We start from the raw sequence: 12,138 nt of genomic DNA, 5'->3' as shown, positions 1-12,138 counted from the left end.
CACCTGCGACATCGGATGAGTTCATGCGTATCATCTTCCACGGCGAGAACGCGGCGTCCTTCAGCCAGGGTTTCAAGGAACTCGTCGGCGCCGGGGCGGATATCCGGGTCCTGCCGGATGCCCTGAGCGACGAGACCGACCGGCGTGCCTATGCCGAGGCGGACGTCATCATCGGCGTGAAGTTCGACGGCACGCTCCCGAGGCCGCAGGGCCTCAAGCTCTTTCATGTTCCCGGCGCCGGCTATGACGCGGTCGATCTGGACGCGCTCCCGGCTGGCGCGAGTGTCTGCAACTGCTTCGGCCATGAGCAGGCGATCGCCGAATATGTCATGAGCGCCTTGCTGGCCCACCAGATTCCGCTGGCTGATGCCGACCGGCGCCTGCGCCAGGGCGACTGGGCCTATTGGGCCGGCGCGCCCGATCGCGTCCATGGCGAGATCGCCGGCAAGACGATCGGCCTGCTCGGCTTCGGCCATATCGGCAAGGCGATCGCCAAGCGGGCCAAGGCGTTCGAGATGAAGGTCCATGTCGCCAATCGCAGCCCTGTCGAAACGTCCGGGCTGGTCGATGCCAGCTTCACCCTCGACCGGCTGGCGGACTTCTGGGGCGGTTGCGATGCGATCGTGGTGTCCGTGCCTCTGACGACCGAGACCAGAGGATTGGTCGATGCCGAAGCCCTTTCGGCGATGCGGCGCGACGCCGTGATCTTCAATGTCGGACGCGGCCCGACGATCGACGAGGCGGCGCTCCATGCAGCACTGAAGGAGAACCGGATCGGAGGTGCGGTGATCGACACCTGGTATCGCTATCCAGGACCGGCGGACGCCAATCCGCAACCGTCGGAGCTGCCGTTCCGCGACCTGCCGAACGTCGTGATGACGCCGCACATGTCCGGCTGGACCAACGGCACGATCCGCCGCCGCCAGCAGACCATGGCCGACAATATCCGCCACAGCATCGCGGGCGAGCCGCTCGTCAACCTCGTCAGAGCCGCACAGGCCTGAACTCTCTTCAGTAGCCGGCCGGACGAAGCCGGAAACAACGAAGGCGGGCAAGCCGCCAACCAGGGAAACGTCCAATGAAACTCTTCAGGCATCTCAGAATCGCCGGCATGCTGCTGGCACTCGGCGCGGGCATGCTGACTGCGAGCCAAGTATCGGCCCAGACGGTCACGGAGATCGTCAAGCGCGGCAAGGTCAAGATCGGCGTGCTCATCGGTGCTCCGCCCTATGGCTCCGTCGACGCCCAGGGCAACGCCATCGGCTACGATGCCGACGTCACGGCACTGGTCGGCAAGTATCTGGCCGTGCCCGTCGAGATCGTGCCGCTCACGCCGCCTTCGCGCATTCCGGCGCTCGAGGCTGGCAAGGTCGATTTCCTGATCGCGACGCTGGCGCCGACGCCCGAGCGTGCCAAGGCCGTGATGTTCACCATCCCCTATAGCGCCTTCCAGACCGGCATCTATGCCAAGAAGGGCACGCCGATCAAAGGCTGGGCCGACCTCAAGGGCCGCAAGGTCGGCGTCAATCGCGGCTCCAGCGTCGAGCGCGAATTCACCAATCGCGAGAAGGAGCTCAACCTCACCATCCTGCGCTTCGAGGACGACGCCACCACCATGCAAGCGCTGTTCTCCGGCCAGGTCGAAGCGATCGCCGGGCCCGATGCCCAGGCCAATGCCGCGATCAAGGCGCGCGGCGAGACCGAGACGGAGCTGAAATTCTTCTTCGGCATGCAGCCCAACTCGATGACCGTCCGCAAGGATGCCTACGAGCTGAAGCAGTGGCTCAACAATACGATCTACTACATCAAGCAGAACGGCGAGCTGAACGCGATTTCCGAGAAATGGGTCGGCTCGCCGCTGCCGCAGCTGCCGACCTTCTGACCAGTCCCTGAACTGCCGGCGGAGCATTCCTCCGCCGGCTTTGCGCGACCTGCAGGGAAGGGATCATGCGGTATCAATTCCAGTTCGAAGCGGTCTTCGCCGAAGCCGACCGCATCTTCAACGGCGTGCTCCTGACGATCGGACTGTCCTTTGGCGCGATCGTCCTGGGCCTTGCCCTTGCCGTGCTGCTCGTCGCCGCCAAGAGCCTGTTCGGCCGCTGGATCGGCATGCTCGTCGACGCCTATGTCGAGCTGATGCGCAACACGCCCTTCCTGGTGCAGCTCTTCATGATGTTCTTCGGGCTGCCGCTGATCGGCATCCGCATGTCGGGTACCGAAGCGGCGCTGCTCGCCATGACGCTGAACCTAGGCGCCTACGCGACCGAGATCATTCGCGCCGGCGTCGACTCGATCCACCGCTCGCAGATCGAAGCCGGCCTGTCGCTCGCCATGACGAAGCGGCAGGTCTTTCAGTATGTCGTGCTGATGCCGGCGCTGGCGCGGGTCTGGCCGGCGCTGTCGAGCCAGTTCGTGCTGATGCTGCTGGCGTCCTCGATCTGCTCCTTCATCTCGGTGCCCGAGCTTTCCGGCACGGCGGCGATCATCGAGCAGAACACCTTCCGCAGCTTCGAGACCTACATCGTCGTCACGCTGATCTATCTCGCGCTGGCGCTCAGCCTGAAGGTCTCGCTGCTCTGGCTCGGCCGGCGAATCTTTCCGCGCCTCTCCAGCCTCGACCGGTTCGACGCCAAGGCGGAGGCTGCGTGATGGTGACCTTCGGTTGGCCTGAGGCCTTCTTCATCTTCCGCGCCGCGGGCTGGACGCTGCTACTGACCGCGATCGCCTTCCTGATCGGCGGCCTCATGGGCGGCGTACTCGCCATCCTGCGCCTGTCCCGGATCAAGCTGCTGCGCCGTTTCGCAGCCGGCTACATCCTGGTGATCCAGTCGATCCCGGTGCTCATGGTCCTGTTCATGAGCTATTACGGGCTATCGCTGTTCGGCATCGAGCTGCCGCCCTTCCTTGCCGCCTCGGCCTCGCTCGCGATCTATGTCTCGGCCTATCTCGCCGAGATCTGGCGCGGCTCGATCGAATCCGTGCCGTTCCAGCAATGGGAGGCCTCGGCCTCTCTGGCCCATTCGCCAGCGCAGACCTACCGCTATGTGATCCTGCCCCAGGCGATCCGCATCTCGCTGCCTCCGACCGTCGGCTTCCTGGTCCAGCTCGTGAAGAACACCTCGATCGTCTCGGTGGTCGGCTTCGTCGAGCTGTCGCGGGCCGGGCAGCTCGTCAACAACGCGACCTTCCAGCCCTTCCAGATCTTCACGCTGGTGGCGGCGATCTACTTCGCCATCTGCTTCCCCCTGTCCCGGCTCAGCCGCCATCTCGAAAAGGTGATGAATGCCAGCCGTCCTCATTGAAGACGTCCACAAGAGCTATGGTTCGCTCGAGGTCCTGAAAGGCGTGTCGCTCGATGTCGAGCCCGGCCAGGTCGTCGCGCTCATCGGCCGCTCGGGCTCCGGCAAGTCGACGCTGCTGCGTTGCGTCAACGGGCTGGAGGCCTTCCAGTCGGGGCGCATCGAAGTTGCCGGCCATGCGGTCGATCAGGACCAAAAGCGGCTGCGCGAGCTGCGCAAGGACGTCGGCATCGTCTTCCAGAGCTACAATCTCTTCCCGCATCTGACGGTCGGGCAGAACATCATGCTCTCGCCGCGCATCACCAAGAACGTGCCGCAGGCGGAAGCGCTGGCGCTAGCGAAGGACGTGCTCGCCCAGGTCGGCCTCTCCGACAAGTTCGACAGCTATCCGGACAATCTCTCCGGCGGCCAGCAGCAACGTGTCGCGATCGCCCGCTCGCTGGCGATGAAGCCGAAAGTCATGCTCTTCGACGAGGTCACTTCCGCGCTCGACCCGGAACTGACCGGCGAGGTGCTGCTGGTGATGGAAAAGCTCGCGCGGGACGGCATGACCATGCTGCTCGTCACCCACGAGATGAACTTCGCCCGCAACGTCGCCAACACCACGGTGTTCATGCACCAGGGCAAGATCTGGGAGAGCGGCCGTTCGGCGCAACTCTTCGCCGAACCGCAGACCCCCGAGCTGCGCAATTTCGTCGGCGCAGGCAGGCACTGAGTAGCCTGCGGATTGCGTCTCGCCAGGCTGGCGGGCGATTGCGTACTGAGCGCTCCGAAGCTACCGATCTGCGCCACTTCCTGACGTCGGGACACCGGCCCGGAAGCGGACGTTCCTAGAGTCAGCCACAGCCCGGGAGCTGAAATTCCGTGCATGCTCTCGTTGGTTTTAGGCCCCCGCAACCAAATACCTCCAGATCAACCAAAACCCCGCTTCGTCTCGAAGCGGGGTTTTGGTTGATCTGGAGGCGCTCGGCAGCACACAAGAAGCTCAGGCTAGCTGGCACTCAAGCTGTTTGATGAGCCTGACTGCCGCAATGCTGGTCTCTCGGGCATGGTCGGTTGTGAGCATGTTGAACTCGCGCTCCAGTTCTCGCCATTTGGTAGTGACCGCCTCCGATGAATAAAAATTTTGCCCAGTATCAGAGAAGCCAGCCGATGAGATCACCGTCGAAGCGCCCTCGTAGAAATAGCTAATTGACACTCCCAGCAAAGTTGCGGCGGCTGAGAGAGCGCCAGCGCCAATACGATGCAAGCCTCGCTCGTACTTCTGTACTTGCTGATAGCTGACACCTAATACGACTCCGAGACTGCTCTGGCTGATGCGCCGTTCCTTGCGGCGACCCCGCATGCGTGCTCCAACGTGGCGGTCGATCAGGCCGATCTGTTCTGCTGGCATAGTATAGCCTCGCTCAGCACGCATGGGTTGCGGAGCTTAGCCAGCGGATACGGACGCAGTCCAGAGGTCGTGCGTCCTCTCCTCATGGCGAGGTGAGAGCACAACCTATTGTAGTGAGCTGTTCGACGCCAAGGCAGATGAGATGAGGCTGCAAACAACCGCCAACGCAGCCGGCAAGATCCATCGCCTGGTCCTGGCCGGTGCATTGGTCCGAAAAGCAGCGGGTCGACCGCGCCCAATTCAGGCTTGGCGGAAGCCGAACCGCACGCGAGCGTGCAGCTAGCCCTTTTGGCGAAGCGACCGCGGTGTTTCTCCGAAGGTCGCCTTGAAATCCCGCGACAGATGGGCGCTGTCGGCGAACCCAGCCCCCATGGCGATGTCGGTCAGCGAGCTCTTGCTGTTGAGGATCAGCCATCGTGCATACTCCAGCCTGAGCTTGCGCTGGAACGCCGCCGGGCTCCGGCCCAATGAGGCGCCGAACAGGCGCTCGAGCTGGCGCGGGCTCACGCCGACATAGCGCGCCACGGCAGCGATCGGCGGGGGATTGTCGAGCCGCTGCTCGATGAACTGCGCCGCCTGCTGCACCCGGACGTCGAGATGGGGGCTGAGCTCGGAATAGAAATGCGGCTGCGGCATCTCGGATGGCCGCATGTCCTGCAGCATCATGTGCCGCATCGCCTGCTGGGCCTTGTCGCGGCCGCAATGGCGCGCGACGAGATAGAGGCCGAGATCGATCGCGGCCGTCGAGCCGGCGCAGGTGATCAGGTCACCCTCGTCGATGAAGAGGCGCTCCACACCCGCCGAGACCTTGGGAAACCGCTCCTTGAAGGCGTCCAGCACATTCCAGTGCACGCAGACCCGGCGCGGCCCGACGAGGCCCGCCCTGGCGATGGCGAAAGTGCCGGTGCAGATGCCGAGCAGGCGCACATTGGACGCTGCTGCGCGGCGCAGATAGCCGAGCAGGCTCTCGGGCAGGGCGTCGTTGAGATAGTCATTGCCGCCGCAGACAGCGATATAGTCGAAGCCGCCCGGGTCGAGCAGGGCCGCATTCGGTGAAACCGCGACGCCGCAGCTCGAATGTCGCGGCTCTCCGTCGAGGCTCATCACGGTCCAGCTCGCATGCAGCTGGCGACTGCGTCCGCCATGGTCCGCCGCCAGCCGCAGCACGTCGATCAAGCCGGAGAAGGCGGCGAGCGTGAACTGGTCGAGCAGGACGAAGCCGATCCGCAGCCGCGAAACGGGGGCGGGCGCTGCATGCGGCCGATCGCTCGCCGATTGAAGAAACTGTGCGTTGCTCATGTCGTGATTATTCAAATTTTCGGCCGGCGAATTCTAGTGCCTTTCGTTCACTGCGCGTCAACATGTCCTGCAGAAGCGCGAAGACGCTCAGGCAGAGGAGAACGACGATGAACCGAACCGTCCGGCTGGCCACGGCCATGCTCGCCACCACCCTGCTCACCGCCCCGGCGCTGGCGCAGCAGCCCACGTCGATCACGGTCGCCTGGTATGGCGGCAATTGGGGCGATGCCTTCAAAGCCTGCGTCGCCGAACCCTTCACCAAGGCGACCGGCATCGCCGTCAACGCCGAGATCGGCACCTCGACCGTAACGCTCGCCAAGTTGCAGCAACAGAAATCGGCTCCGACCATCGATGTCGCCTGGATGGATGGCGGCATCAGCGAGCTCGCGCTCGCCGCGGATGTCACCGACAATCTCGACGCAGCGGCAATCTCCAACCTCGCCAACACGCTGCCGGAAGCGATCTACAAGAGCGGTGCGACCACCTACGCCGTCGGCACCGGCTATTACTCGCTCGGGCTCACCTACAACACCCAGAAGGTCAAGACCGCGCCGACCTCGTGGAACGACCTCTGGAAGCCGGAATTCGAGGACGCCGTCACCATTCCCTCGCCGGCGAACTCCTCCGGCGTGCCCTTCGTGATGTTCCTCTCGAAGATCTGGGGCGGCCCTGCCGGCGATCTCGCTCCGACCTTCAAGAAGATCAAGGAACTGAAAGCCGCCCTGTTCTTCGATTCCTCGGGCGCTGCGACCAATGCCTACCAGAGCGGCGAAGCGATCATCGGCGCGCATTTCAACGTCGGCGCCTGGGATCTCGCCGACAAGGGCCTGCCGATCGGCTTCGTCGTGCCCAAGGAAGGCGCCTGGGCGACCGATGCCCGCCTGCATCTGGTGAAGGGGACGGCGAAGAAAGACGCTGCCGCAAAGTTCATCAACCAGGCGCTGACGCCCGAGGCCTCCGGCTGCCTCGCCGAAAAGCTCTATCTCGGCCCTTCCGTGAAGAACGTTGCGGTCAAGCCCGAGACGGCGCGCAAGCTGCCCTGGGGCGAGACCGGCTCGGTCAAGAACCTGCAATTGTTCGACTGGGCGGAGATCAACGGGCTGCGCTCGCGGGTCGTCGACGAGTGGAACCGCCAGATCGCCCGCAAGTAAGCGACAGGTGAACGAACCGCCACGAGCACCACGAGCCGCAGCATGAGCACCCCGATCCTTGCCATCGACGGCCTGTCCAAGCATTTCGGCGGACAGGCGGCCCTGACGGCGATCGATCTTGCCGTCGAGCAGGGCGAGTTCATCGCCCTGCTCGGGCCGTCGGGTTGCGGCAAGACCACGCTGCTGCGCTGCATCGCGGGATTCCTGACGCCCGAGGCCGGCACGGTCAGGCTGGCGGGCGAGGATGTGACGCGGCTGCCGCCCTATCGGCGCCCGCTCAACACGGTGTTCCAGAACTACGCCCTCTTCCCGCATATGAGCGTGGCGGAGAACGTCGCCTATGGGCCGCGCCGGCAAGGCACTGCGAAGGGCGAGGCGGCAAAGCGCGCCGCCGAGGCGCTGGACCTCGTCGGCCTCGCCGGCTTCGGCGAGCGCCTGCCGGCCCAGCTCTCCGGCGGCCAGCAGCAGCGCGTGGCGCTGGCGCGCGCCATCGTAAACCGGCCGCAATTGCTCCTGCTCGACGAGCCGCTGAGCGCGCTCGACCTCAAGCTGCGCAAGAAAGTGCAGAGCGAGCTCAAGCAGATCCAGCACCGGCTCGGCATCGCCTTCCTGTTCGTGACGCACGACCAGGACGAGGCGATGAGCATGGCCGACCGGATCGTGCTGATGAATCGTGGCCGCATCGAGCAGATCGGCCGTGGCCAGGACATCTACGCCCGCCCGGCGACCCGCTTCGCCGCCGACTTCATCGGCGACGCCAACCTGCTCGCGGTCGAGCGGCGCGGCGACGGCAGCCTGTCTCTGCTCGGCGGCGCCGTGACCCTTCCCGCCGCTGGCGCGCCGCAAGGTACACTGACCGGCGTGCTGCGGCCCGAGGACATCCTCATCGCGCCGACGCCCGCTGCCGACCATGTGGCTCTGCCGGCCGTCCTCTCCGACATCGTTCATGTCGGCAGCCATGCCTCGGTCACGCTGTCTGTCGGCGGCAACATCCTGACGGCACGGCTCGCGCCATCCGCGCTGGCTGGCCTGAGCGCGGGCCAAGCGGTCTTCGCCAATATCCGCCTCTCGGACCTGCGCCTCGTGCCAGGGGACGCGTCGTGAGCTGGACGCTGCGCCCGGTCGTGCTGCTCTGCGCCTTGCCGGCGGCCTTTTTCGTCGCCTTCTTCCTGGCGCCGATGGCGGTCGTCCTGATCGCGAGCCTGACCACGCCGGCCGGCCAGCCGACCTTCGCCCACTACCTGCGCATCCTTGCCGACAGCTATCACTGGGACGTGCTCTGGGTGACGTTCCGCATCGGCGCGCTGACCACGCTCATCTGCATCCTGATCGGCTATCCGCTCGCCTGGTATCTCGTCCGCACGGTGCGCTGGCGGCCCTGGCGCCGGTTCTGCGTGATCCTTCTGGTCGTGCCGCTCTTCACCAGCAACATCGTCCGCTCCTTCGGCTGGATGGTACTGCTCGGCCGCAACGGCCTCGTCAATGACGGCCTGATCGGGCTCGGCCTGATCGAGCGGCCGATGCGCTTCCTCGGCACCGAACTCGGCATCCTGATCGGCCTGGTCTATATCCTCCTGCCCTTCATCGTGCTGGCCGTCGGCAACGCGCTCGCCAAGGTCGATCCGGCGCTCGAGCACGCCTCCGCCGATCTCGGCGCGACGCCGGCCGGCACCTTTCGCACGATCATCTTCCCGCTCAGCCTGCCCGGGCTGATGGCCGGCGCGGTCATGGTCTTCATGCTGGCGGTCAGCGCCTATGTCACGCCGGCGCTGCTGAGCGGCGGTCGGATCACCGTCTTCTCGATGCTGATCTTCCAGCAATACAGCTCGGTCTTCGATTTCAACTATGGCGGCGCGCTCAGCATCACCATGCTGGTGCTGACGCTGGCGCTCGTCGCCATCGCCGGGCGCCTCAGTGAAACGAGGAGGGCCTGAGATGGTCGCGCTCATCCTCGTCAGGATCGTCTCCTTTGCGGCGCTGGCCTATCTCGCGCTGCCGCTTGTCGTGCTCGTCGGGGCGTCGCTGACCACCACCAGCTTCCTCGCCTTCCCGCCGCAGGGGCTCACCCTCGCCTGGTACGGCAAGATGCTGGGCGATCCGTCCTATGTCTCGGCCTTCATGACCAGCACGCTGCTTGCGGTCGCTGCGACCATCGTCGCGATGCTGCTGGCGGTACCCGCGGCCATCGCCATCGCACGCTATCGCTTCACTGGTCGCCGGCTGCTCTCCGAAACGTTGATGTCGCCGCTGATCCTGCCGCATGTCGTGCTCGGCGCAGCGCTGCTGCAATATGGCAGCGCGATCGGCCTCGTGCGCAGCTTTCCGGCGCTGCTCGTCGGGCATGTCGTGATCATCATGCCCTTCGTCCTGCGCGCCGTGCTGCCGCAGCTGACCGATGAGCAGCGCAATCTCGAAGATGCCTCCGCCGATCTCGGCGCCAGGCCGCTGACCACCTTCTTCCTGGTGACGCTGCCGCAGATCCGCAGCGGGCTCGTCAGCGGCGCGATCTTCGCCTTCATCGCCTCCTGGATCAATGTCGAGCTCAGCATCTTCAACACCACGGCCGAGCTGACCACGATCCCGGTCAAGCTCTTCAACTACGTCCAGTACACGATCGACCCGACCATCGCGGCAGTGTCCGGCCTGACGATCATCGTCGCCGCCATCGTGATCGTCCTGCTCGACCTCACCATCGGCCTCGACGTGCTCTCCGAGCGCCGCTGACCCCGCTGATCCCCTTCACCCTTCATCTCAAGGAGCCGCACATGCGCCAGCAGAATGTCTTCGACGTCGTCTACACCCATACCGAGGGCGAGCCCCTCTGCATCATCCATAGCGGGATTCCCTACCCGGCCGGGTCGAGCATCCTGGAGAAGCGCCGCTTCCTCGAGGAGAACTATGACTGGCTGCGCTGCGCCCTGATGCGCGAGCCGCGCGGACACAAGGACATGTTCGGCGTCTTCCTGACACCGCCATCGAGCCCGGATTACGATGCCGGCCTGATCTATATCGACGGCACGCAGTACTCCCATATGTGCGGCCATGGCACGATCGCGGTCGGCATGGCGATGGTCGCGCTCGGGCTCGTCCGGCGCGGCGCAAATGGCCGCACCACCATCCGCTTCGAGACCACTGCTGGCCTGGTGACGGCCGAGGTCGCCAATGACGGCCCGGACGTGCTCTGGACCCGGTTCGAGAACGTGCCGGCCTATGTCGCGGCGCAGGACGTGCCCTTCGATCTGCCGGGCATCGGTTCGCTGAAGGCCGATATCGTCTGGGGCGGCAATTATTTCGGGATCATCGACCTGCGCGGCACCTCGCTCAGGATCTCGCCGGAGAACGGTTCCGAGCTCTCGCGCCTCGGCATCATCGCCCGCGAGCAGCTACGTCAGAAGGTCGCAATCCAGCATCCGGCTTCGGCCCACATCAACAACTTCAACTTCGTCACCTTCTGGCACGAGCCGACGATCGAGGGCGCCTTCTACAAGAACGTCCACGTCTTCTCGGCCGGCCAGCTCGACCGCTCGCCTGGTGGCACCGGCACCAGCGCGATGATGGCGATGTACGAGGCGCGCGGCCTGATGAAGCTGCAGCAGCCGATCCGCTCGGAAGGCCTGCTCGGCTCCGGTACCTTCGAAGGCTGCCTGATTGGCGAGACCAGCCTGAACGGCACGCGCGCAGTGCGGCCGACGGTGAAGGGCACCGCGGGCCTGCTCGGCACCGCGCGCTGGACGATCAACCGCGACGACCCGGTCGACGCCGGCTTCCTTGTCGCCTGATCAAGCACGGCGCCGGGGCCGCCAAGTCAGGTAGCCCCGGCGCAGTCGGCTTTGTAGTGGCAGAAGTCAAAATCTAGATTCGGGCGAGCAGTAGGGACCTGCTGCGCCGAGCTTTTAACGGAGCTGGCGTCCTATGGCGACAGGGCGCCCGTATACATTGCCGCTTCCTCGCGGAGCCAGCCGACGAAGGCCTGGACGTTGACGTTCTCGTCGAAGCGCTTGGGATAGACGACGAAATAGGCGTCCTCGCAGCGCATCCGATGAGGGTAGGCGATAGTCAAGGCTCCCGACTGGATTTCCTCCCGAACGAGGAAGTCCGGAAGGATCGCGACGCCGATCCCGGCGATCGCAGCCTGGATGACGAGGGAATAGTACTCGAATTTCGGTCCGGCGATGCCGTTGACACCGCTGGCTCCAGCGTCGGCCAGCCAGTCGCGCCAGAGATAGGGCCGCGTCGTGTGCTGCAGCAGCGGCAGTCGGGCAAAGCCGTCGGGACTGGCGAGGACCTCGCCCCCGATCAGCGCGGGCGCGCAGACCGGGATCACATGCTCGTCCATCAGGTGATGGATGCGGGCGCCCGGCCAGGTCGGGCTGCCGAAATGGATCGCGGCGTGCGCCTTGTCCTCCTCGAAGCTGAACGGCCTGATCTTCGAGATCAGGTTGATGTCGACCGTCGGATGCGCCGCGATGAACCGTGCCAGTCGCGGCACCAGCCAGCGTGATCCGAAGGTCGGCAGGCAGGCGATCGTCAGCACGCCGCCCTTGCGCCCATGCGACAGGAGCCGCGTGGTCGCGACCTCGACCCGGTTCAACAGGCTGCGCAACTCCTCGGCATATTCCTCGGCTGCAACAGTCGGGGTAAGCCGCTGCTTGTCGCGCAGGAACAGGTTCTGGCCGAGCAGCTCTTCCAGCGCGGCCAGCCGGCGGCTGACGGCACTCTGGGTCAGATTGAGCTCCGCTGCGGCGCGCGTCACGCTGCGATGGCGGGCGACCGCCTCGAAACAGGCGAGATCCCGGGTCGGCGGCAACGTCCTGCGCACGGGTCTCGCTCCATCCAGATCATTCCAATCTGGAATGATCTGCATCGGAAATCAGCAATGGGCAAGGCCTGCACCCGGCCCTAGCCTTCCCGTCGAGGGAACACAGCAGGCAAGCGGCACAACCCGCGCTCACGAGCGGGGGACGGAGCCGTTTGCAGGCCGTAAAAGACAAAAAAG

At 65.1% G+C, this 12,138-nt stretch carries 13 protein-coding genes; 10 read left to right on the top strand and 3 right to left on the bottom strand.

Annotation, left to right across the window (positions count from 1 at the left end; genetic code table 11):
- Positions 1 to 23 precede the first annotated feature (23 nt).
- From ACSQ3M_RS11470 to ACSQ3M_RS11450, 5 genes are all read left to right on the top strand, one after another.
- Positions 24 to 1,004 carry a 2-hydroxyacid dehydrogenase gene (locus ACSQ3M_RS11470; RefSeq protein ID WP_436150183.1) on the top strand — a complete coding sequence of 327 codons (981 nt, stop codon included), beginning with the start codon at positions 24 to 26 and terminating at the stop codon, positions 1,002 to 1,004.
- Between the two features lie 74 nt (positions 1,005 to 1,078).
- Positions 1,079 to 1,882, top strand: a complete 804-nt coding sequence (locus ACSQ3M_RS11465) for a transporter substrate-binding domain-containing protein (RefSeq protein ID WP_436150182.1) — start codon at positions 1,079 to 1,081, stop codon at positions 1,880 to 1,882.
- 65 nt (positions 1,883 to 1,947) lie between these two features.
- Complete coding sequence (locus ACSQ3M_RS11460) at positions 1,948 to 2,649, top strand: amino acid ABC transporter permease (RefSeq protein ID WP_436150181.1); 702 nt, start codon at positions 1,948 to 1,950, stop codon at positions 2,647 to 2,649.
- Positions 2,649 to 3,302: an amino acid ABC transporter permease gene (locus ACSQ3M_RS11455; RefSeq protein WP_436150180.1), complete on the top strand. Its 654-nt coding sequence runs from the start codon at positions 2,649 to 2,651 to the stop codon at positions 3,300 to 3,302. The genes ACSQ3M_RS11460 and ACSQ3M_RS11455 overlap by 1 nt, the downstream gene beginning before the upstream one ends.
- Positions 3,283 to 4,014, top strand: a complete 732-nt coding sequence (locus tag ACSQ3M_RS11450) for an amino acid ABC transporter ATP-binding protein (RefSeq protein WP_436150179.1) — start codon at positions 3,283 to 3,285, stop codon at positions 4,012 to 4,014. Before ACSQ3M_RS11455 ends, ACSQ3M_RS11450 begins: the two co-directional genes overlap by 20 nt.
- Before the next feature lie 270 nt (positions 4,015 to 4,284).
- Here ACSQ3M_RS11450 and ACSQ3M_RS11445 read toward each other — a convergent pair whose 3' ends face one another.
- Positions 4,285 to 4,692: a helix-turn-helix domain-containing protein gene (locus ACSQ3M_RS11445; protein ID WP_436150178.1), complete on the bottom strand. Its 408-nt coding sequence runs from the start codon at positions 4,690 to 4,692 to the stop codon at positions 4,285 to 4,287.
- 279 nt (positions 4,693 to 4,971) lie between these two features.
- Positions 4,972 to 5,991 carry a GlxA family transcriptional regulator gene (locus ACSQ3M_RS11440; protein WP_436150177.1) on the bottom strand — a complete coding sequence of 340 codons (1,020 nt, stop codon included), beginning with the start codon at positions 5,989 to 5,991 and terminating at the stop codon, positions 4,972 to 4,974.
- Positions 5,992 to 6,098: 107 nt separating this feature from the next.
- On the opposite strand from ACSQ3M_RS11440, the gene ACSQ3M_RS11435 reads away from it, so the two are divergent.
- The 5 genes from ACSQ3M_RS11435 to ACSQ3M_RS11415 are packed head-to-tail and all read left to right on the top strand — an operon-like array spanning position 6,099 to position 10,921.
- A complete protein-coding gene (locus ACSQ3M_RS11435; RefSeq protein WP_436150176.1) occupies positions 6,099 to 7,142 on the top strand; it encodes an ABC transporter substrate-binding protein in 1,044 nt (347 codons plus the stop codon).
- Between the two features lie 42 nt (positions 7,143 to 7,184).
- Positions 7,185 to 8,246, top strand: coding sequence for an ABC transporter ATP-binding protein (locus ACSQ3M_RS11430; RefSeq protein ID WP_436150175.1), 1,062 nt, complete (start codon positions 7,185 to 7,187; stop codon positions 8,244 to 8,246).
- Complete coding sequence (locus ACSQ3M_RS11425; RefSeq protein ID WP_436150174.1) at positions 8,243 to 9,076, top strand: ABC transporter permease; 834 nt, start codon at positions 8,243 to 8,245, stop codon at positions 9,074 to 9,076. Before ACSQ3M_RS11430 ends, ACSQ3M_RS11425 begins: the two co-directional genes overlap by 4 nt.
- A gap of 1 nt (position 9,077) precedes the next feature.
- The gene (locus ACSQ3M_RS11420) at positions 9,078 to 9,866 is read left to right on the top strand and encodes an ABC transporter permease (protein WP_436150173.1); all 789 of its coding nucleotides are present in this window, start codon (positions 9,078 to 9,080) and stop codon (positions 9,864 to 9,866) included.
- Between the two features lie 41 nt (positions 9,867 to 9,907).
- Positions 9,908 to 10,921 carry a proline racemase family protein gene (locus ACSQ3M_RS11415; protein ID WP_436150172.1) on the top strand — a complete coding sequence of 338 codons (1,014 nt, stop codon included), beginning with the start codon at positions 9,908 to 9,910 and terminating at the stop codon, positions 10,919 to 10,921.
- Positions 10,922 to 11,052: 131 nt separating this feature from the next.
- On the opposite strand, the gene ACSQ3M_RS11410 is transcribed toward ACSQ3M_RS11415, so the two are convergent.
- Positions 11,053 to 11,961, bottom strand: coding sequence for a LysR substrate-binding domain-containing protein (locus ACSQ3M_RS11410; protein ID WP_436150171.1), 909 nt, complete (start codon positions 11,959 to 11,961; stop codon positions 11,053 to 11,055).
- Positions 11,962 to 12,138 lie beyond the last annotated feature (177 nt).

It is taken from the genome of Allobosea sp. LjRoot90 (assembly GCF_964254315.1).
Taxonomy (GTDB): domain Bacteria; phylum Pseudomonadota; class Alphaproteobacteria; order Rhizobiales; family Beijerinckiaceae; genus Allobosea.
This window is presented reverse-complemented; position numbering and strand designations above follow the sequence as displayed.